This window comes from Tardiphaga sp. (genome assembly GCF_041424195.1).
Taxonomy (GTDB): Bacteria; Pseudomonadota; Alphaproteobacteria; order Rhizobiales; family Xanthobacteraceae; genus Tardiphaga.
The window spans coordinates 34815-55609 of record NZ_JBGMOE010000228.1 but is presented as its reverse complement, the minus strand read 5'-3'; the positions used below and the strand labels follow the sequence as shown (position 1 = coordinate 55609).

The 20795-nt window shown below is 65.7% G+C and carries 22 protein-coding genes; 12 read left to right on the top strand and 10 right to left on the bottom strand.

Going from position 1 to position 20795, the window contains the following annotated elements:
- Window positions 1-24 precede the first annotated feature (24 nt).
- Window positions 25-360 (bottom strand): PepSY domain-containing protein, encoded by a 336-nt coding sequence (locus ACEK02_RS31870; protein WP_371425692.1) that lies wholly within the window; start codon window positions 358-360, stop codon window positions 25-27.
- A gap of 184 nt (window positions 361-544) precedes the next feature.
- Between ACEK02_RS31870 and ACEK02_RS31865 the strand changes: the two genes are divergently transcribed.
- Genes ACEK02_RS31865 through ACEK02_RS31855 form a run of 3 tightly spaced genes read left to right on the top strand, consistent with a single transcriptional unit; the run spans window position 545 to window position 2570 of the window.
- Window positions 545-1318: a hypothetical protein gene (locus tag ACEK02_RS31865; RefSeq protein ID WP_371425690.1), complete on the top strand. Its 774-nt coding sequence runs from the start codon at window positions 545-547 to the stop codon at window positions 1316-1318.
- A 35-nt stretch (window positions 1319-1353) separates the two neighbouring features.
- Window positions 1354-1770 carry a histidine kinase gene (locus tag ACEK02_RS31860; protein ID WP_371425688.1) on the top strand — a complete coding sequence of 139 codons (417 nt, stop codon included), beginning with the start codon at window positions 1354-1356 and terminating at the stop codon, window positions 1768-1770.
- A 41-nt stretch (window positions 1771-1811) separates the two neighbouring features.
- Complete coding sequence (locus ACEK02_RS31855; RefSeq protein ID WP_371425686.1) at window positions 1812-2570, top strand: hypothetical protein; 759 nt, start codon at window positions 1812-1814, stop codon at window positions 2568-2570.
- A gap of 151 nt (window positions 2571-2721) precedes the next feature.
- On the opposite strand, the gene ACEK02_RS31850 is transcribed toward ACEK02_RS31855, so the two are convergent.
- Window positions 2722-2988, bottom strand: coding sequence for a hypothetical protein (locus tag ACEK02_RS31850; protein ID WP_371425684.1), 267 nt, complete (start codon window positions 2986-2988; stop codon window positions 2722-2724).
- A gap of 149 nt (window positions 2989-3137) precedes the next feature.
- Entirely contained in the window at window positions 3138-3428 is a 291-nt protein-coding gene (locus ACEK02_RS31845; protein ID WP_371425682.1) for a hypothetical protein, read from the bottom strand.
- 121 nt (window positions 3429-3549) lie between these two features.
- Here ACEK02_RS31845 and ACEK02_RS31840 point away from each other — a divergent pair, with 121 nt between their 5' ends.
- The 6 genes from ACEK02_RS31840 (at window position 3550) to ACEK02_RS31815 (ending at window position 9250) form a co-directional block, all read left to right on the top strand.
- A complete protein-coding gene (locus ACEK02_RS31840; RefSeq protein ID WP_371425680.1) occupies window positions 3550-3876 on the top strand; it encodes a hypothetical protein in 327 nt (108 codons plus the stop codon).
- Entirely contained in the window at window positions 3876-4451 is a 576-nt protein-coding gene (locus tag ACEK02_RS31835; RefSeq protein WP_371425678.1) for a hypothetical protein, read from the top strand. Before ACEK02_RS31840 ends, ACEK02_RS31835 begins: the two co-directional genes overlap by 1 nt.
- 168 nt (window positions 4452-4619) lie before the next feature.
- Window positions 4620-5162, top strand: a complete 543-nt coding sequence (locus ACEK02_RS31830; protein ID WP_371425676.1) for a hypothetical protein — start codon at window positions 4620-4622, stop codon at window positions 5160-5162.
- Window positions 5163-5170: 8 nt separating this feature from the next.
- Window positions 5171-5932 (top strand): metallophosphoesterase, encoded by a 762-nt coding sequence (locus ACEK02_RS31825; protein ID WP_371425674.1) that lies wholly within the window; start codon window positions 5171-5173, stop codon window positions 5930-5932.
- Between the two features lie 201 nt (window positions 5933-6133).
- Window positions 6134-8551: an AAA family ATPase gene (locus tag ACEK02_RS31820; RefSeq protein ID WP_371425672.1), complete on the top strand. Its 2418-nt coding sequence runs from the start codon at window positions 6134-6136 to the stop codon at window positions 8549-8551.
- Between the two features lie 417 nt (window positions 8552-8968).
- Entirely contained in the window at window positions 8969-9250 is a 282-nt protein-coding gene (locus ACEK02_RS31815) for a hypothetical protein (RefSeq protein WP_371425670.1), read from the top strand.
- 828 nt (window positions 9251-10078) lie between these two features.
- Here ACEK02_RS31815 and ACEK02_RS31810 read toward each other — a convergent pair.
- From ACEK02_RS31810 to ACEK02_RS31795, 4 genes are all read right to left on the bottom strand, one after another.
- Window positions 10079-11185 carry a hypothetical protein gene (locus ACEK02_RS31810; RefSeq protein WP_371425669.1) on the bottom strand — a complete coding sequence of 369 codons (1107 nt, stop codon included), beginning with the start codon at window positions 11183-11185 and terminating at the stop codon, window positions 10079-10081.
- Window positions 11182-12915: a hypothetical protein gene (locus ACEK02_RS31805; RefSeq protein ID WP_371425667.1), complete on the bottom strand. Its 1734-nt coding sequence runs from the start codon at window positions 12913-12915 to the stop codon at window positions 11182-11184. Before ACEK02_RS31805 ends, ACEK02_RS31810 begins: the two co-directional genes overlap by 4 nt.
- A gap of 81 nt (window positions 12916-12996) precedes the next feature.
- A complete protein-coding gene (locus tag ACEK02_RS31800) occupies window positions 12997-13665 on the bottom strand; it encodes a hypothetical protein (protein WP_371425665.1) in 669 nt (222 codons plus the stop codon).
- Window positions 13662-14060, bottom strand: coding sequence for a hypothetical protein (locus ACEK02_RS31795; protein WP_371425663.1), 399 nt, complete (start codon window positions 14058-14060; stop codon window positions 13662-13664). Before ACEK02_RS31795 ends, ACEK02_RS31800 begins: the two co-directional genes overlap by 4 nt.
- Before the next feature lie 93 nt (window positions 14061-14153).
- On the opposite strand from ACEK02_RS31795, the gene ACEK02_RS31790 reads away from it, so the two are divergent.
- Genes ACEK02_RS31790 through ACEK02_RS31780 form a run of 3 tightly spaced genes read left to right on the top strand, consistent with a single transcriptional unit; the run spans window position 14154 to window position 15889 of the window.
- Window positions 14154-15098: a hypothetical protein gene (locus ACEK02_RS31790; protein WP_371425661.1), complete on the top strand. Its 945-nt coding sequence runs from the start codon at window positions 14154-14156 to the stop codon at window positions 15096-15098.
- Between the two features lie 6 nt (window positions 15099-15104).
- On the top strand, window positions 15105-15701 hold the full coding sequence (locus ACEK02_RS31785) for a hypothetical protein (RefSeq protein ID WP_371425659.1): 597 nt from the start codon (window positions 15105-15107) through the stop codon (window positions 15699-15701).
- Between the two features lie 2 nt (window positions 15702-15703).
- Window positions 15704-15889, top strand: coding sequence for a hypothetical protein (locus ACEK02_RS31780; RefSeq protein WP_371425657.1), 186 nt, complete (start codon window positions 15704-15706; stop codon window positions 15887-15889).
- Between the two features lie 24 nt (window positions 15890-15913).
- Here ACEK02_RS31780 and ACEK02_RS31775 read toward each other — a convergent pair whose 3' ends face one another.
- From ACEK02_RS31775 to ACEK02_RS31765, 3 genes are read right to left on the bottom strand one after another with little or no spacing between them, the layout of a single operon-like run.
- Window positions 15914-19108 (bottom strand): efflux RND transporter permease subunit, encoded by a 3195-nt coding sequence (locus ACEK02_RS31775; protein ID WP_371425655.1) that lies wholly within the window; start codon window positions 19106-19108, stop codon window positions 15914-15916.
- The gene (locus ACEK02_RS31770; protein ID WP_371425653.1) at window positions 19108-20319 is read right to left on the bottom strand and encodes an efflux RND transporter periplasmic adaptor subunit; all 1212 of its coding nucleotides are present in this window, start codon (window positions 20317-20319) and stop codon (window positions 19108-19110) included. The genes ACEK02_RS31775 and ACEK02_RS31770 overlap by 1 nt, the downstream gene beginning before the upstream one ends.
- A gap of 21 nt (window positions 20320-20340) precedes the next feature.
- Window positions 20341-20619 (bottom strand): metal-sensing transcriptional repressor, encoded by a 279-nt coding sequence (locus ACEK02_RS31765; RefSeq protein ID WP_371425651.1) that lies wholly within the window; start codon window positions 20617-20619, stop codon window positions 20341-20343.
- Window positions 20620-20795 lie beyond the last annotated feature (176 nt).

The window sequence follows — 20795 nt, the reverse complement described above, 5'->3', positions numbered from 1 at the left end:
GTCTGGGTTGCAACCTATCGGGCCTCAATCGGCCTTGTCACCTTCGTCGTCGGAATCCGCGACATCCTTCGTCGATGCGACCACGGTACCGGCGTCCGCATCGATCTTCACGTCGAAGACGCCACGGTCGGCGGCGACCTCGACGTCGTAGGTCCACCGGCCGTCCTTGCCCTTTTCGAATTCCGCGCGGATCGCCTTTCCGCCCGCATGTTTTTCGGCGGCCGCTACCGCCGCTCCCATCGATGTCCTGGCTTGAGGCGCATTGGAAGCGTCGTTGGACGCCTTTCGGGCGTCTTCGGCGAGAGCGGCCGCGGAAGTCATGACGGCGGCGACGCAAACGATCATCTTCAGCTTGTTCATCTGTCTTCTCCAAAAAGCCCCGCGCTCCATCTGACCCACTCGACTTAGCGACACCTTAGCCTTGGGCCCGCAGAGGGCGCACGGCCCTGCACATTCGGATCTTCCTCTAAGTCGTAGCTAAGTCGGCGGCCCCAAAAGCAAGGCAGAGCGCACGGACACCGACGGCGCCGCAAAAGGGCACGACATGGATTTCCTCGGAGAACACACCGTACTTTGCCGCAGCAAGGTCCCGGAGGTCACGCTCGCCTTCTGGGTGATCAAGATCATGTCGACGACGGTCGGCGAGACCGGTGCCGACTATCTGGCGGTCCATGCCGGCCTCGGCACCGCCCTGACCGACGGCGTCACGCTCGCGTTCCTGGCCGCTGCCTTGACGCTTCAGATGCGGGTCCCGCGCTACGTCCCATGGATATACTGGCTGACGGTCGTGCTGATCAGCGTCGTGGGCACTCAGATCACCGACGCACTCACGGACGGGCTGGGCGTTAGTCTCTACGTCAGCACGTCGGTGTTCGCGGCGGCGTTGGCCGCGACGTTCGCGGCGTGGTTCGCCTCGGAACGGACGCTCTCGATCCATTCGATCGTCACGTCGCGGCGCGAGGTCTTCTACTGGACCGCCATTCTTTTCACGTTCGCCCTGGGCACGGCGGCGGGCGATCTCGCGACGGAGGCCGTGGGGCTCGGTTTCAACCTAGGCGTGGTGGTCTTCGGCGCGTTGATCGCCGTCGTCACGGCGACATACTACCTCGGCGCGAACGCGGTGGCGTGCTTCTGGATCGGCTACGTCCTGACGAGACCTCTCGGAGCTTCGCTCGGCGACCTGCTTTCCCAATCGCGCGAATACGGCGGCCTGGGCTTCGGTTCGATCTACACCAGCCTCGGATTCCTGACCGTGATCATCGCACTCGTCGCGCTGCTCACCGTGCGCGACCGCACGAAGACGAACCTCCGGGCATGAGCCCTTCACACGATCCTTCCAGACGGAGACCCGACATGTCGATCAGAAAGTCTTTCCATCGCTCTGTAGCAGTACTTCTACTCGCGACGAGCGCGCCGGCCGGCGCGCTCGTCGCGCCGTTCGTTGCCGGTCCCGCTCGGGCGCAGACGCCGGAGCAGCCCTCGAAGCTCGGAAACCTGGCACCGTTCCGGATCATCGCGGCCGACGGCAGGGCTCTGCTGGACAAGGCCGATCTCGCCGGCGCGAAGGCGCGCCTCAAGGATCTCGAAACGGCTTGGGACGAGGCCGAAGCGGGGTTGAAGCCCCGCGCCGCCGCGGACTGGCACGTGCTCGACAAGGCGATCGACCGAGCCCTCACCGCGGTCAGGGCCGAGTCGCCGGACTCCGGCGCATGCAGGTCCGCCGTCGACGAAGTGGTCGCGACGATCGATCGCTTGGCCGGCAAAACCTGAGCGACCCGGCCTCGAGACCTCATTGAAGGAAGAAGCACATCATGCAAGACCGATACGACGACGCCTCCAGCAAGCTTCCGGCCGTCACGCTGGGCTTCTGGATCATCAAGATCGCGGCGACGACGCTCGGGGAGACCGGCGGCGACGCGGTCACGATGTCGATGAACCTCGGCTACCTCGTCGGCACCGCTATCTTTGCGAGCTTGTTCATCGCCGCCGTGGCGGCCCAGATCGGCGTCAAGAGGTACCACCCGTTCCTCTATTGGGCGGTTATCGTGGCCACCACGACGGCGGGCACGACGCTGGCCGACTACGTCGACCGCTCGCTGGGCATCGGCTATCTCGGCGGCAGCTCGCTGCTCCTTGCACTCCTGCTCCTATCGCTCGCGGTCTGGTACAGGACCCTCGGCACGGTGTCGGTGGAAAGCGTCGTCACGCCGAAGGCCGAGGCGTTCTATTGGACGACCATCATGTTCTCGCAGACCCTCGGCACCGCGCTAGGCGACTGGATGGCCGACTCCACGGGACTGGGATACGGCGGCGGAGCATTGGTCTTCGGAGCGGCGCTGGTCGCGGTCGTGGCGGCCTACTACAGGACGAACGTCTCGCGCACGATGCTGTTCTGGGCAGCGTTCATCCTGACGCGTCCGCTCGGCGCGACGGTCGGCGACTTCCTGGACAAGCCCCTCGCCGACGGCGGCCTCGCCCTCAGCCGATATGCGGCGACCGCGGTGTTGGCCGCGTTCATGGTCGCGTGCATCGCGCTGCTCCCCAAGCGCGCGGGGCGGCATCCCGCCTGAGTGTTCGACGGAGCGTTCGCGACAGGCCGGTTGCTGTCTTCCGGCTTCCCTCCCACCCGCGGCATCCTGCTGCGAGAAGCCGGCGATCCGGAAAGCGCGCCGGGGCACGCGTCTTCTCGCGTGAACCAACGCAGAGGCTCGGCGGTCGAACTCAGTCGGCGAACCCACCGGATGCGTCCAAGGAAGCGGCGACCCCACGCTGGGCCGTCGACGAGCAGGGCCGCCGCACCGAAAAATTGCATTCGCGCTTCGGGATGGTCGCGAGCAGCTCGAAGGTCCAGGCCGCGCCGCCGACGACGATGAGGATCCAGGCGAACGCGGCGGCGTTCAACATCATCCTGCGCGCGTGGTCGTCGTCGCTCGCCGGCACCGGCGCCGGCTTTCGGGGAAAGGGAATGATGTTGCTCGGCCGGTCCATGGCTGATCGATCCGCTGCACCGACATTAACCGCGGACAGGCTTGCGCGGCAATTGAGACGGTGAGGCGTCGGGGTCGTCACCGATCAAAGATGCCGGGCTCGACGAGACGGTGACGAGTAGGCGTTCCGGCATTCTCAGTTTGCCCGCCCTACGCGATTGGTAGCTTTCTCCTGAGCACGCCCTCTTCGATCTCATCGTTTCCGAACAGGAATTCGATCCGTTCGCTCTCCAGATATTGGCGGATCGCCTGCAAGACATCGCGGCGTCGCTGATCCGGTCTCCCGGGTGCATCTGTCTCGATCTTGGACATGGTGCGCCGCGAAACCTTCGGCGTCAGACTTTCCCCTAGCCCTGTCTGCGAAATATTCAAAAGTCCCCGCGCGGCGCGGATCATGGCCGCGGATATAAGTGGTTCGGGAGGTGGCGTGGTGTCTGTCATGCGACTGTTCTAGGAGGGATCGTTAAGGTTAGCAAGCTTTATCATTCCCATTTTGAGAAGAATAAGTTGACGACGGCGGCTTGGCGAGGCATGGTGTTCCCAACGAAAAGGGAGCGGGCCGATGACCTACACCGACTACATTCAATCCAACGCATGGCGCACCAATCCGGCCAGGCTTCGCGAATTCGAAGCGGCTCGCTTCGAATGCCGCCTGTGCCCGGCGACCGCAGCCGACGGTGCTACGCTGGAGTCTCACCATCGCGTCTACGACCGCTTCGGATGCGAAATCGATGGCGACCTGACGTCGCTCTGCTCGGCCTGCCACCGCGAGGTGACGTCCTTCCTCCGCGCCCGTCGCTACGCCCTGACGACGCCGCTGCGCGCCGACGTGAAGTCCGTTCGCGTCGACTCCCCGCTGATCGATCCGACCCGCGCGGAGATGGTGTGATGGCCGCCGAGAAGATCACCATGCGTCTGACCGGCACGCGGCCGCTCCTGATGCACAGTTCGCGATTGGCAGATCCGCTGGATCCCATCCGCGCGCGCCTGACGAAGATCACGTCCAAACGCAGCAAGACGACCGCGGACCACCTCGAGATCTCGCGCATCGAGTGGCACGGGGGGCTCTGGACCCACGAAGGCCTTCTCTGCATCCCGCAGGAGGCGCTCATGAGTTCCTTCAAGACCGCCGCGAAGGCGCGTTCCCGCGGTCAGGAAGCGACGGCCGGCATCCAGATCGACCGGCCCGCGCTGCTGGAATTCGACGGACCGCGCGATCTGGACCAACTCGGCGCCGACGAGCGCTTCGTGTTCCGCACCACCGTGCGCGTCGGACGCGCCCGGACCATCCGGACGCGTGCCCGCTTCGATAGCTGGGCCGTCGAATTCGACGTCATGTTCCTCCCCACCCTCCTGAACAGGGCGGAGGTGATCGACACCTTCATGACGGCCGGGTTCACGCGCGGGCTCGGCGACTGGAGGCCGACCTTCGGCACCTATCTCGCCGAGGAGCGCAAGGAATGAAATTCGCAGCTCGGCGGGGCGTGGCCCGGCGAGGCAGGGCATGGCCCGGCTTGGCGAGGCACGGGGAGCGCCTCTGAGGAGGCGCTCCCTTCCACCCAAAACTCTGAACTGAACCTCGGCCCGATGGGGCTGCAACGCGCCCTTCGGTGCGAACGGGAGAGCCATGTCATGCGTACGGAAGACAAGAAGAAGCCTCGCCGCGATGCCGGTCGCGCCCTCGAATTCTCGAGGCCGAAATCGATCGCCGCCCACCTGTTCGGCGAGACCGCGGCCGACTGGGAGCACGCGCACCTGCTGTGGCGCTCCGTGCCGGCGCACCGCTTCCACCGCGACCACCGCGCGGCCGTGAGCGAGTGCATGCGCCGAACGTCGTCGACCATGGACGTCTGGCGCCTGGCGATCGCCGGCGATGCCGCCAGCGCGATCGGCTTGGCGCTTAGCATGACCATCCCCGAGCAGGTCACGATCCGCACCGACCTTACGATGACGGTGCTCCTGCACAACGTGCTGCGCGGAAGCGCCGGCGCCGCGCTGGTGATGTCCAACCTCATCCGGCGGATGCCCATCGACAGGGTCGACCGTCGCCGCTTCGCCACGTCCTGGCTGGCGCACAATTTCCGCGAGGCCTGGCCGGAGCTCGACGAACGCGTCCGCCTCATGAAGGCCAGCACCGCGCACCGTCACGGCGACGCCGGGGAGGACCTGACGTGAGGGTGCAGATGATGTCGGACCTCCACATCGAGTTCTACGGCTCCGCGGCGATGCCGCGCGCGGTTGACGGCGCCGACTTCGTGATCGTCGCCGGCGACACCTGCCAAGGCCTTTCCCGCGCCGTCGAGACGCTGCGCGACGCCTTTCCCCGCACCGAAGTGGTCACCGTGGCTGGCAACCACGAATATTACGGGACCGAGCTGCCGGTCGAACTGGAGGCAGGACGCGAGCGCGCCCGCCAGTTGGGAGTGCACCTGCTTTCCGACGACGCCGTCACCATCGGCAAGGCGCGCGTCGTGGGCGCCACGCTCTGGACAGACTACTGCCTATTCGGTCCCGCTCTACGTGAGGCTGCGATGCGCAGCGCGCGCGACGGCATGATGGACCACAGGCGTATCCGCTGGCGCAAAGATCCATGGCAGCGTTTCCGGCCGCAGGAAGCGGCGGCGCTGCATCTGCGGTCCCGCAATTTCCTGGAGGCCGAACTTGCGAAGGTCCATCCGGGGCCGGTCATCGTGGCATCCCATCACGGCATGACGCTCGAAGCCGTTTCGCCGGTGAATCAGCGGTCCCTTCTGAGCGCCGCATATGCCTCGGAGCTGTTGCCGCTTGTCGACCGTCACCGTCCGGCAGCCTGGGTTTCGGGACACACCCATCACCCGATGCGGCTGCGGCGCAACGCGACCAGGTTGGTCAGCAATCCGCGCGGATACCCGGGCGAGTGCAGCTCGTTCGACCCCGCATTCGTCATGGAGATCGCCGATGACTGACTTCACGAACCGCCTCGCCATACTCCTCTCGTTCCAGGTGCATCCGCCCTAGCGGGCCAGCACCGACGACGTGAACGCCACCACCACCGCCACCATGGAGAGACCGATGCCCCGACCCACGAAGCCCTCCGCCATAGCCTCCTACCCGCAGGTGCATCCGCCCTAGCGGGCCTTCCACACCATCACGCAGGACAGACCGAGATGACCAGGCTGAAAAACATCGGAAGACGGAAGAAGACCAAGGATGCGGCGGCAGGCCGCCGCACGAAGGCGACCCCGGGCACGGCCGTGACCACCGCCGACCCGATGCCGGCGATGGGCCCGCTCGAGGAAGCGGTCCATCGCCGCGACGCCGCGGCCTGTGCCGTCTACCGCAAGAAGATGGCCGCCGCCGCGGCGCGCCGTCTCGGCACGACCGACATCGAGGAGCTCGATGCCCGGCCGACCAAGAGCAAATCGATGGGCAAGAAGGCCGGCGCGCGGGATCCCCTCGCGGCGCTGCGAAGACCCCCCGCCGAAGACGACGACTTTCCGGATTCACCGCGCGGGCAGAAGATCGAGGCAGTGGCAGCCGTCGACGTCGCCGCGCGTCTCATGTTCGCCCGGCAGATCGACGCGCACCCGGGGCTCGCGGAATCCATCCGGAACGGTTCTCCCGTCGTGACGGTCGACGTCGCCGATAGCGACATCCTCGACCGGATCGGGCGCAAGTGGAGCGACGTCGTCCTGCCGGGGTCGGCGCGTTGCGTGAAGATCTCTGGCGCCGGCGGGCTGCGCCACGGCGAATGCGACGCCATCTATCTGGTCGCCAAGGAGCCCGTCAAGGCGAAGGATGCCGACGGCCACCGGCGCATCGTGCTCGAGGCGATGTCGCTGGCGGTGCCGGTGTTCGTGTTCTCCCCGCGCGCCGCCTCCTATCTGCCCTCTGGCCTTGGACTGGCTTTCGCGGAGAAGGTCGTGATTCCGCCCCTCGACGCGGCCACCATCGTGCGCACCATCGAGGCCGTGACGGGCCGGACGTGCCGGACGGCGCTCGACGACGCCACCGTTTCCGCGACGGACCCGGCCTCTCTTTCGCTCGCCGTCCGGTTCGACCGGTCGCCTTCGGACTGCGTCGCACGCCTGCGCCGGCTCGCCGCGGACAAATCGGTCAAACGGGACTCGCGCGATCTGTCCCTCGACGAGCTCCACGGCATGGACTCCGCGGTAAGTTGGGCGCGTTCGGCCATCGCGGATCTGAATTCTTGGAGGCGCGGAGACGTAGGAATTTGGTCCGCGGTCTCGTCGAAGGTGTTGTTGAACGGACCGCCGGGCACCGGAAAGACGACCTTCGCGTTGGTATTCGCCCGCGCCGCCGGCCTTCCGATCGTCACCGCCTCTCTAGCCGGCTGGCAATCCCAAGGGCATCTCGGAGACCTACTAAAGGCGATGCGGCAAGACTTCCAGAAAGCGAGGGATTTGGCGAACACATCTCAAGGTGGCGGCTCCGGTTCCGGCTGCGTGCTGTTCATTGACGAGGTCGATACGTTTCCTGATAGGAATAAAATCCGACACGATCACGCCGACTACGTCATCGAGGTGGTGTCGGGTCTGTTGGAACTAATCGACGGTCTTGCAGGAAACGAGAAGATCTTCTTCGTCGCGGCCTGCAACGACGTCCGCCGCTGCGATCCGGCGCTGGTCCGCCCCGGCCGCTTCAACCCCGTGATCGAGATCGGTTTGCCGGGCCTCGCGGACCTGGAAAAGATGTTCAGGGTTCGCCTGGGTCCGGACCTGGTCGACGCCGACCTCCGCGAAGTCTGCGAGCGCGCGCTCGGCGGCTCCGGTGCCGAAGTGGAGCGCATCGTCAACGACGGCCGGCGGCTCGCCAGGCACGACGGCGCCCGGCCGCTGGCCATGCAGGATCTCCTGACGATCGTGAAGGGCGAAGACAACCGGCCGGAGGCGCTGCGCCGGCGCACGGCTATCCATGAATCCGGGCACATTATCATCGACGTCCTGTTCAACGGCGCCGCCGGGATCCACGCCACCATCTCGCCCTCGCGCGGTGTCGGCGGGCGGGTGGTCCGAACCGAATCGAAGGAGACCGCCGGCACCTACGACGACTATTCGCGCCGCATCCAGGTCCTGCTGGCGGGACGGACGGCGGAGATCCTCATGTGCGGAAATTGCGGCCACGGATCCGGCGGCGTCGCCGGCTCCGACATGGAAATCGCAGGCAGCATGGCGGCCGCAATGGCGGGCTCGGTCGGTCTCGCCGGGACGCGACCGCTGCTGTTCCTCGCCGCCCGCGAGAACACTCCGGAGCTGCTCTCCTATCCCGAGGTCCGCCTGGCGGCCAACGAGGAGCTGACCAAGGCGGCCGACTCCTGCAGAGCGCTCCTGCAGCGGCACCGGGGCGCGCTGGAGGCGGTGACGGAGGTCCTTCTGGCAGAGGGACGGATCGACGGCCATGCAGTCGCGATGCTCATGGCGGAGTCCAACCGACCGGGTGGTATTCCAAGAAAGCCGCTGGCGGATCGCCGGACCTCGTCCGCGCCCGGCGCATCCCCGAAGAGCGGCACGACACCCGTGTCCGGAGAAGGCCGGCTTCCGCCGCATGGGGAGAACGTGCCGTGACGGAGGGTGTGGGACAAGGATCCGACCTGCAACTGCGGCCCGACAGAGACCATGGCTCTCACGCGCGGAAGAGCGCGATCGTCGTCGGAGCAACCGGCGTTGTCGCCTCATGCGGACCCGCGATCGTCGGGTCGGGCCGGCTCGACCGCATGTTCCGCATCGACTTGCCGTCACCGCCGGAAGGTGGAGAAGGGGCGGCGACGGAATCGTTGACGTCGACACGTGTTGTTGCCCTTCCGTTGCCGGCGGCGGCTTTTGTCGTGCCATCCGTGCCGGGCCCGCGGCTTACCTGTCTCCTAGCAGGACTCTCCTCGGTTCCGACCTTCCGGCATAGGACCTAATGACATGGGCACGCCTCCTAGGCTCGACAGGGTGAAGGCTAGGCCATCTCCCCAAATGTGGCAGGAAGATGAACTTATGTCGCTGGCCGAGGCTGCCGCGCTCTACTGGCCTGATGGATTTTTAACCGAGACGTCATTGCGGACGGCGGCGCGCGATGGGCGCCTCCCTATTTCCCAAATCGCTGGTAAATTTTTTGTTACTAGATTGGCTCTCCGCAGCCTGACCGTCTGCGAGCCGCTGCATGGCGCGGTGCCGACATCGATGGCGCCCGCGCCGCCGGCGGGGAAAAAGTATCTGGCGGACCTCGCCGACATCGCCGCCATGCGACGCCGAGCGGGCATCGACGGGAGCCGTTGAGCTCCACGCATCATTTCCGACCCGTTCTCCGGAAAGCGCCATCCTGCCGACCGTGAGGCTGGCACCGCCGGCCTCGGGTCGGCGCGCAGGCGTGTCCGTCGCTGGCGTCGGTGGCCGTTCAGATGCGGCCACGCCGCGGGTCCGGAAGGCCTGTGTCTTGTCGTGCATCGCGCGCCGGCCACCCGGACGACCGTGGTGGCCGGTCGTCGTACTCTTCGGCAGCCATCTGTGAAGATATCTTGGGTTTTCGGAAAAGCGTCGACGGCTGTTGCGGTGACGGAGGCGCTTTTCGGGAAGGGTCTCGACCGGTGCCGTTCGACGACCGGCCGTTGTTCCGGTCTTCGCCTGACGACCATGATCGACCGATCGGACCGGACCGCAGTCGATCCCGTCCGATAAGGAAGACCGCTCGATTCGGGCCTTCACTTTCGGCGGATGAATAACAATAAAATACTTTAATATCAATAACTTACTAGAAAAAAGAAGTTTCGGACTCAGGAACTGGTTTGACCCTTTTAAGCCTTTTTTCGCCATCATGATACCGCTTTCGACCGGTCCGATGTCGTCCGATCCTGTCCGACGTCTTTATTTCGCGTCCGATTTCTTCACTCGGATCGACGGTTTCGCCACTCGTCTATGTAAAAATTTTTAAATGTGGCCGCTTTGTGGCAAAGGAAAATGACGCAATGCGCTGGCGCCGCCCGCCATCCGTACGTCCCGCGGCCCGCGGCCGCCCGCATGGGGCGACCGCACGTTTTCTGGACTGGGAAGAGAACGACCTTTGCCGGGCGCGTGATCACCGCCATCGGTCGGTGGCGGCGCCGGTCGTTACGGGTGGGGAGCGGGGGCGGCGGCGGCCGGCTTCGACCGCTTCCTCGGCTTCAGCACGTCGGCGATCGTAAGGATGTTCATGAGGCGGATGAAGCTGAGGTTGCAGTCGTGGTCGGCCGTCAGGCGTTTGTGGAACTGAGCCGGCTTCTCGCCGCGGCGGCGTTCGAGATACATCTGCGGCGCCTCGGCGATCCAGCGGCGCTCCTCCTCGAGGTCGGCCTCCATCCTCGCCTTGCTCTTTTGGATCCAGCTTTCGACGGTGCGGGCAGCACAACTGAAAAGGTAGGCGATGTCCTGGATCCTGATCAGGCCGGCCTTCCGCAACTCGGCGATGTGGTCGAAGTAGGCGGCCTTCAGTTCGAGGCGGAGGGTCTTCTTGCCCAGGCGCGGCCATGCGGTCCGGTGCAGGGCGATGCAGACCGGGTCGGTCAGCACCACCGGCGAGAAGACCTTCGGCACCCGGTCCTGCGACCTGAAGATGGCCTGAGTCTCGGCCGCCAGCGCCGTTCCTTCGGCGCCGAGAAACTGTGCGGCGGCGCCGGCGAACGGGTGATTGTCGTCCAGCACGCCGCGAAGACGGTCTTCGTCGGCGGCGGCGTCGACCACCTCCTGTTTCGTGACCTCCGAATCGACGGCGCGGTTGCGCCATCCCGACAGCGCGACCACGGCTGCGCGGTCGTCGTCCTCGTTGTCGAAGCAACGGTCGAAATACTGGAGGCATCTGCGCGGCAACACCGTGCCGGGGATGCCGCATTGCCGTCCCAGCGCCTCGAAGACCCGATCGACGTCCGTATGGAAGAGTTGGTTGCCCTCGCCGTTGACGAACAACCACGGACCGGCGTTTTCGGGGCGGAGGGGGAGGTACCGCCTCACGATCTCCCGTGCGATGGGGAGGAGGATGGGCGTCCGCTGTCCGGTCCGAGTGGGCACGGAGATCTGCCCGGTCTCCCAGTCGTCGAGCAGGATGTTCCTGGCGGCGACCGGACCTATCCGGGCGGTCGCCGCCAGAACGACGATCGAGGCACCCATCGCCCCGAAGTGTCTCCCGACGATCCCGGCCCAGGTTTCCCGCTGGAGGAAGAAGACCACGTCGCCCGTCGTCACGCGGGGATCACGGAGGAGCGGTGCCGGGCGGGGCTGCGAGTTGTCGCGGCGGGGACGGTGACGGTTTCTCGGCATGGCGCGGTATCCTCCAGCAGGCGGGCATCGGGGATGGGGCAGCTTCCGAGTCTGTTGTGCGGGTCCAGAAGCTGGGACAAGGTGATCGTGGCGGGCTCCGGCGGCGGCGGCCTGATGCCGAACGTCGCCTCCGCCTGCTTGAGCTTACGGTAGCGCTTCTCCAGGACCCGCTCGGTGGTCCCGAACCAGAACGAGATCTGGGCGAGGCTGAAACCGGCGTCGTGGAATGCCGTGACGCCTCCCGCCTTCAGCTTGTGTCCGGTCGTCTCGATGCCGACCTTCTCGAACACCTCGGTGACCAGCGTCTGGACCGTTTTGAGGGGCATCGGGTTGCCCATCCCGTCGTGGACTACGAAGAAGCCGTCCTCGGGGATCTCCTCCGGACGAGCGTTCTTACGGCGGCGGCGGGGCCGGATCTTCCATTTGCCGTCGAGGCGCTGCTGTTCGTCGTGCGTATGCCAGGCGCTGAAGATGCTCAGAAGCAGCGGAATGAGCTGGGAGGCTTCCCGGGGTTTCGCGCGATGCCGCTTGCTCTTTCGCCCGTTGCGATTGATCCAGCCGCGATCGAGGTCGATCCAGCCGCGAAAGTTCATCGGGTGGAAGCCGAGCTTGAGGATCGTCTTGAACCGCGTTCCGGTTAGGAAGTAGATGATCAGGAAGCGGATCAGAGGCAGGTACTTCGCGTATTCCTCCAACGGCCGTCGGGCGAGCACCTCCTGCCATTTTCCGTCGCGGAAGTTGCTCTCTGTGACGTATCCGGTGCCGCTCCAGATGTACCCTAGGCAGAACATGATGGCCCGCCGGATCTCCTCCCATGACACGCAGATCGGGTCGCCCACTTCGACGACCGGCTTGTCGAACTCGATCCGGATCGGCGGCTGGTATTCCCGGATGAACCAGGTCAGCGAGACGTTGAACAGCGATAGATGGGCATCGACGCTGCTGTCCTGCGGCACGGCGATTGTCTTGCCTTCGTCGTCGACGCCGCCGCGCTTCTTCGGTCTGGCCTGGACATGGGTCTTGTAGTTTTTGCCGGTGTTCTTGTTGATCTGCCCGAGTGTCCCGTCCTGGAAATATTCGATCAACTGCGCGCTGAAGTTGGTCGCGTTGACGAAGCCGGTCCACGGGCTGGTCTCGCCTCCCAGCCGGGCCTCGAATTCGCGCAGCTCCTGCGCTTCGGGACTGATATTTTTCGGGTCCCGCAATTTGACGTACATCTTGAGCACGGTCGCGATCCGGATGTCCTGAGGCGCCGTGGCGGCTTGTCGGCGGAAGCGGCGGTCTTCAGCGTACTCGTCGATCTTCTTCGACGCTGCCGGCGGCCAGTTCTCTTGGTCCTCCAGCATTTCGGTGGTCAGCTTGCCTGCATCCAATTCCGTGCTTTTCTCGACGCGGCGGGGCAGGTTGTGCCTGATCACGATGACGCGCCTGATCGCGCCGTCCTCCGTGGGATCTTCGCGCACCGCGAGATAGGGCAGCGGCTCCGCAATCACCTTGGCGCGGTTCATCGCCGTCAGCACCTGCAAAGCGGGCAACGCTTCGTCTTCACCGACCGCCAGGATGGCGCGCGCGAGCTCGATCTTGCCCGCTTCGATTTCCCGGAAACCGATCAATGGCAGATGGGCCGTCTTGGGATCCGCGCGCCTACGCGTCATCGGCACGCCCTCCGACCGCGCTGGCGCGCATCGGGAGCATCGGCCGAGATCGTCGGTGCGTTGTGGCGGCGGAGGTTCATCTTATGGCTTGTCCGCGGTATCGTCGGCGCCATCCGCGACGGCACCCATGATCCGGGCCAAGGCGGCCATCGACGGCGGCGAGATCAGGGAACCGCCGACCTTGGGGACCTGCACGAAGTCCCAGTTGCCCTCACCGGGAGGGGCCGGTAGCGGCGTGCTGCAGTACAAGCGCTTCGGTGCATTCGGTCCGCCGTATTCGGTTGTACCGAACAGCACGCTTCCGTTCTCGGTCCAGGTCACCGTCATGAACGGGAAGGTGCGATCGCGACCGTCGTCTGCCGCAGATCGCGAATGGGTGAAGACGTTCGCCAGTTCGTCGCCGAACGTCGCCGCCGGACAGGGCTGGCGCCCATGCTTGCGGCCCCCGGGACGCTGCCCGACCTCGGACTGCAGCTCCATCGCCATGATGCGTGCCGTGACCCGGATCACCGATGCGGGGTAGCGCTGCCGACCGGCCATTCCGGCGATCAGGTATGCCGCATCGCGGGCCACGGCGTGCGTCGCCGCGGCGGTGGCAGACATGCGTCCCGCATCGACCAAGGCATTGGAGACGATGGCGACATCGGCCGCGCTGCGCGCGAGCGCGTCGGCGACGGCGCGGTGGAAGGCAGGGGACCGGTAGGTCGCCGTGCGTTCATCGATCGCGGACATGCTCGCTTTGCCCATCATGACTTCTGGTCCTCGGATCCGGAGTCCTTGCGGCCGACGCTGTCGCCGGCATGCGCTCCGTGATGGAACAGAGTTGCCGCCGACCGGCGGAAACCGTGAGGCGTCGCGCGATCCGCGCACCGGCGGTGCCTGCGGCGTTCGGAGTCGGTTTCATGCGAAGGGGCGTGGCTGCGGACGCGCCGGCCAAGCCTCGAAGTGTCTCCGCGCAACCGCTCAATTGGACGGATTTTCGGGAAACTGATGGGGCCGAACTCTTGGGAAAAAGCGATGGCGGCCCCGTACAGTTTCAACATCTCGCTGAGCTGCAAGAAGGAAGACTCCGACGCGATCGCGCCCCTCTCGCCTTCGGACGGCGCCGTGATGAGGTTTGATTTATGCTGGCTTGGATGCTTCACTAGAGTCTCCTACTGATTTAGCAAATTGAAATTTTGATCTGCTGATTTAGAAGAGAAATCATGTTATATGCTAATTTGTCAATGGAGGATGCGGTGGCACAGGAATCGTCGTTAATTTCCGTTAACGATTTCGTGGACTTACGCCGCGGCTTGTCTGCGGCTAGGGATGGAGGGCAGCCGTGGTTCGTCCTCGGCGAGACGTTTGCGAAGGCTCTGGCCGCGGGTGCGGACGCGGACTTGGCAGGCCTGCGCAAGGCGGCGAGCGAGGCGACGAAGCTTTCGGCGGGCGTCCTTCGCCGCTACGTCGTTCTGCTGGACCGGTTGAGGGCGATCGCAGAAGCGGAAGGCATGCCGCGGGACGCTCTGGTATCGCGGGTATTCAACGCAGCCGAGGTCGCGGCGAGAATCTACGATCTGGATCGCGCCTTGGGAGTGAAATCTTTGACGGAGCTCAAGGCTGGCGAGATCACTCTCGTCCAGCTTCGGGAACGGCTCGGCGTGCTTTCCGCCGCCGCGGAAGCGCGGCAGTCCAAGCCCGTGCGGCCCAGTCCCGAAAGCTCGGCCCGGGGAATGGCGGTCCTGCGGGCTCGGGAGCTGAAGAGGGGTTTCATGCTTCACGCGCTCAACGAGCACGCCGCTCCGATATGGGGCTCCGGGACGACGGTGAAGCGCCGGCCAACCTCGCGCTTCTTCACCTCGGATCAAGGATTCGAAATCCTGACGCCCGACGCCGAGCGTCGTGCTGGCCTGGAGATGTTCATCCTGGACGGGCACGAAGAGTCCGAACTGAGATATCTGGAGGGCGTATTTCCGGCCTATCTCACGCTCGCGACCTTCTATCCGAGGTTCTACTTCCTGTTCTCCCCCTCGACGCCCGATCCGTCGGTCGCTCGCGCGGTCGACTTGCTCGCCCTCTTCGGCGCGAACTCGATCGGCGTCCTGCGGGTCGTCCCCGACGGCCGGGTCGAGACGAGGGTCGAGCCAACGGCCGGACCGCTTCCGGATCGCACGGCCGACTACAAGGTTTTATCGGCATGATTGACGGTGCTGCGGAACTTCGAAACCTTCTTGACGAGTGGCAACAGCTCGAGCGTGGGGGAACCTGAATTGGCAACCCGGTCGCATCCCGATTGGCGTCTCGAGCTCGTCGAATCCTACGCCGACATCTTCCATCCCGTCGGCGCTTCGCTGGCGGCGCCGGGCTTGCCCGCCGTCGACGACGGCTGGCGCGACCTGCTGGAGCGCGCGTGCGCCCGCATCCGCGCGGCCGTCCGCCTGCACGGCGGCTCGTTTCGGGTGATGCAGATCAGCGAGAAGTACGGCACCGTGCGCATCCGCTGGGAGGGATCGTTGTCGCCGGAGGCTGCCGCGCGCGTAGAAGAGGCCGTGGACCTGGCCGAGGCCCGCAGCGCGACGACCTGCGAGGTGTGCGGCGATGCCGGCGTGCTCCGCGCCGGCGATTGGGTCGCGACGCGATGCGACGCGCATGCGGAGCAACGGCCTCCGGCCGAGGGAGAAGTCCCGGACCTTCACGTCGAGCGGAGGCTCGTCGACGGGCGTTGGCACACGCTGTTCCTTCAATACGACCGCGCCGGCGACCGGTTCGTCGAAGCGGATAGTCAGCCCCGCAAGGGAGAGTGAGCATGGCGCGCTTCAGATGCACCGCCTGCGCCGACTCAGGCGAGCACGAATACGACCACCTCGGTCACGCCTGCCCGCTTTGCGGTTCGCCCGACGTGGTATTCGCGATGGCGGTCGAGGACCTGCCGGACGACGTGCTCGAGGCTCTCATGGGGATCGCACCGCCGGGCGGCGAGACCGACGAATGATGCGATGCCCTTTAATCCTACCGGTCAGTGCTTCGCGCCACCGAACCGGCCATAGAGCGCCGGCAGGACGACGAGCGTCAGCAGCGTCGCCGTGATCAGTCCGCCGATGACGACGGTCGCGAGGGGCCGCTGGACCTCCGCACCCGTGCCGGTCGCCAGCGCCATCGGCACGAAGCCGAGCGACGCGACGAGCGCGGTCATGACGACGGGCCGGAAGCGTGTCAGGGCGCCGTCACGCACGGCCTGGTCGACCTGCATTCCGTCGCCGATCAGCTGCCTGATGCGGGTCAGCATGACGAGACCGTTGAGCACCGCGACGCCCGATAGAGCGATGAATCCGACGGCGGCCGAGATGGAGAATGGCATTCCCCGAAGCCACAGCGCGGCGATGCCTCCCGTGAGCGCCAGCGGCACCGCGCTGAAGACAAGGAGGGCATCCCTTAACGACCCGAGCGCACCGAACAGAAGCAGATAGATCAGCGCGAAGCAGCCCGGCACGACCAGCATCAGCCGCTGCCGCGCGACGGCGAAATTCTCGAACTGGCCGCCCCATGCCAGATAGCTTCCCGGCGGCAGCTTCACCTGCTCCGCCACCTTGGCCTGCACCTCGCCAACCAGCGATCCGATGTCGCGGCCCCGCACCTCGGCCGTCGCCACCACGCGCCGCTTGCCGTTCTCGCGGCTGATCTGGTTGACGCCGTCCGTCTGCTCCAACGTCGCGATGGCGCTGAGCGGGACCGATGCCGTCGTGGCGCCGTCGCGGGTGCGAGGCAACGGTACCGGCAGATTTCGGATCGCATCGACGTCGTTGCGGAGCACGTCGTTCAGACGGACGAGGATCTGAAACCGCCGGTCTCCCTCGAAGACGAGGCCGGCGGGTCGGCCGCCGACCGCGGTCTCGATGACGTCCTGGACGTCCGCTAGATTCAGCCCGCGCCGGGCGATCTCCGCCTTGTCGATCCGGATCTCGAGGAACGGCAGGCCGGCGGTCTCTTCGACCTTCACGCTCTCCGCGCCGTCCACCGTCCGGAGCACGTCGGAAATGCGGGCCGCGGCCGTCTGCATCGCGCCGAAGTCGTCGCCGAACACCTTGACCCCGAGATCCTCGCGGACGCCGGCGATCAGTTCGTTGAAGCGCATCTGGATCGGCTGGGAGAAGCCGAGCTTGTTGCCGGGCAGCTTGCCCGCCTCGGCCTCGATCTTCGCGATCAGGTCCTGTTTCGTCATGGAGGGATCCGACCACTCCTTCTGCGGTTTCACGATGATGTAGGTGTCCGACGCATTGGGCGGCATGGGATCGGCGGCGAGATCGGGAGTGCCCGTCCGCGAGAACGTGAACGCCACTTCGGGAATCCTGCTGACGAGCTTCTCGATCTGGAGCTGCATCGCCTGCGATTGCGTGATCGAGGTGCTGGGAATGCGCTTCACCTCCATCACGATGTTCTTCTCGTCCAGCGTCGGGGTGAATTCCTGGCCGAGAGTCGTGAACAGCATCAGCGCACCGGCGAACAGGAGCACCGCCGCGACCCCGACCGGCGCGGGGCGGGCCATGACCCGCGAAAGCAGCGGGACGTAGGCCGATTTCAGGCCATGGACGATGAAGTTCTCCTCCTCGCGCACCGGCTTCGTGATGGTAATCGCGATGGCGGCCGGAACGAAGGTCAGGGACACGACGAACGCCACGGCCAGCGCGATCATGACGGTGAGCGCCATGGGCTCGAAGGTCTTGCCTTCGACGCCCGTGAAGGCGAGAAGCGGTGCGTAGACGAGGATGATGATGGCCTGTCCGTAGACCGTGGGGCGGATCATCTCGATCGTGGAGGCCGAGACGGTCTCCAGTCTTTCCTCCCGGGTCAGCGTCCGCCGAAGCGCGGTCTGACGCTCCGCGAAGTGCCGCAGGCTGTTCTCCGCGATGATCACCGCGCCGTCGACGATGAGGCCGAAATCGAGGGCGCCCAGGCTCATGAGGTTCGCGCTGATGCGCCCGCCCAGCATGCCGGTGGCCGTGATCATCATGGTGATCGGGATGACGCACGCCGTCACCAGTGCGGCCCGGAAGTTGCCCAGCATCAGAAACAGCACGGCCACGACCAGCAAGGCGCCTTCCGCCAGATTGGTCGCCACGGTCCGGATCGTCGCATCGACCAGTTCGGTGCGGTTCAACACGGTCCGCGCCCGGATGCCGGATGGCAGCGTCTTGTTGATCTCGTCTATCTTCGCGGCGGCGGCCGCCGCGACTGTCCTGCTGTTCTCACCGACGAGCATCAGGGCCGTTCCCAGGACGATTTCGCGCCCGTTCGCACTCGCGCTGCCCGTGCGCAATTCGCGACCGATGACCACTTCGGCGACGTCCCGGACGCGCACCGGCACTCCGCCGCGCGTGCTGACGACGATCCGCGCGATGTCGTCGGCATTCTCGACCCGCCCCGCAGCGCGCACTACAAGGCCTTCGCCGTTCTGCTCGATGTAGTTCGCGCCGCGGCTCGCGTTGTTCTTCTCGATGGCGGTGATGATCTGGTCCAGCGTGATGCCCAGCCCTATCAGCTTCTGCGGATCCGGCTGGACTTGGAACTGCTTGACGAAGCCGCCTATGGCGTCCGCGCCGGCGACGCCGCGCACGCTCCTCATCTGCGGTCGGATGATCCAGTCCTGCACGGTGCGCAGGTAGACCGTCCGATTGAAGTCGTTGGCCAGACGCTCACCCTCCGGCGTGAGATAGCTGCCGTCGCTCTGCCATCCCGGCTGGCCGTCGCGCACCGGCGAACTCGCCCCCGGCTTTTCGTACTCCACCGCCCACCAGTAGATCTCGCCGAGGCCCGTCGAGATGGGCCCGAGGCGGACGTCCACGTTGGGCGGCAGAAGCGACCTCGCATCGTTGATGCGCTCGGTCACCATCTGGCGGGCGAAATAGATGTTGGTGCGGTCCGCGAAGACCACGGTGATCTGGGCGAAGCCGTTGCGCGAGAACGATCGCGTTGCTTCCATGCCGGGGATTCCGGCGAGCGCCGTCTCCAGCGCGACCGTCACTTGCTTTTCGATCTCGAGCGGCGTCAGTGCGGGCGCCACCGCGTTCACCTGGACCTGGACGTTGGTGACGTCCGGCACGGCATCGATAGGCAGGCGCGACAGGGACCAGATTCCCGACAGCGTGGCTGCGAGCACCAAAAACAGGACCAGCCAACGTCGGCGGACTGAGAATTCGACGATGCGTTCGATCATCAGTCTTCGTCCGTCGGCTTGGAAAGCTCCGCCTTGAGCGAAAACGAGTTGGAGGTAGCGACCCGCTCGCCGGACTTCAGGCCGGACGCCACCTCGACCGACGCGCCATCGCGCTGGCCGAGTACGACGTCCCGCTTCCGGAAGCCGTCAGCGGTCCGAACGAAGACGGCGTTGCGGCCCGCCACGCTCTGGACGGCAGTCATCGGCACCACCACCGGCACCGCTCGCTCCTCGACGGCGATCGCCGCCGTCACGAACGCGCCGGGCCGCCAGATCCGGTCCGGGTTGTCGATTTCCGCCACGACCCGCGCAGACCGGGTTTCCTTGTCCAGCACCGGATTCACGAACCTGACCTTCGCCGTCCCCACGACGGAATCGCCGGCGACGGAAATGCGGACGGTCTGGCCTTCATGGACGCTGGCAAGATCGTTCGCAGCGACGGTCATTTCGATCCAGACCTTTCCCAGATCCACGATGACGAACAATTCAGGCGACTGGCTGTCCCGCCCGACGGCCGTGCCGATCTCGACCTTGCGCTCGATGACGCGTCCCGCGATCGGCGAACGCACGGCCTGCAGCCGCAATGTTCCCTCCGGCGCCGTGGGGGTGGCGGCGACCTCGGCTTCGTTGAGACCGAGGGCGAGGAGTTTCTGACGCGCGATGTCGAAACGCATGCGGCTCTGAGCGGCCGCGCTGCGCGATTTGAGATATTGCTGCTCCGGAATGGCGCGTCCCTCGGCAAGTCCCTTGTCGCGGCCCGTCAGCTCCTGCTGGAGGTCGTCGGAAAGTTTCGCAGCCAGATATTCGCTCCTCGCCTCGGCCACCTCCCGGCTTTCGACCATGCCGAGGATTTCGCCGCGCGCCACCTCGTCGCCGATGTTCTTGCGGAGCTCCGAGACCGTGCCGGCCAGCTTGACGGTCACGCGCGCGATGCGATCGGTATCGGGAATGATGGCCCCCGGCACCACCAATCTCTTCGCGACGGTCCCCGGACCGGCGTCGCTCAGCACGATCTCCGCGGCTTGGATACGCTCGTCATCCACAGGGATTTCGCCCTTGTCGGACGCCGATGTCCTGGTTTCGGCCTTCGATGCGACGGGGGCGTCGGTCTTTCCCGTGCTTACCGGAACACGCAGCACCAGCGTCGCGAACGCGACGCCCGCCGCGAATACGACGACGGTGAAGCCGAGCCTGTAGATGTTGAGCGCCATTGGCTGTTCCTGGATCCGGCGTCAGAGGTATCGCGAGATCGACTTGAATTCGGCGAGGGAAACGTCGGTCGGCCGCCCCTTCCCGTTCGTCGCCGCGTCCAGACAGTGATCGATGTGGTCGTGGATCAGGGTGCGCTTGGCCTCTTCTACCGCCTTCTCGACGGCATGAAGCTGCTGCGCAAGATCGACGCAGGACCGTCCCTCATCGAACATCTCGATGACGCGCCGCAGATGCCCTTCGGCGCGCTTCAGCCGCTTGACGATGTCCGGGTGGCTGTCGTGCAGATGCTTTTCGCCCATGATGACAGACCTCCGCGGGAGGCTCCTCTGCGCACGACGCCCACTCGGTCCGGGCGCTCGTCGGTTTGACCTCTATAGGGGGATACCCTATATAGCTTTCATTCGCACGCGGGAACGGCCGAGTCAAAGCAAGTGCGTGCTCTATCGCGTATAGCGACAACACGACGCGGCCCGGC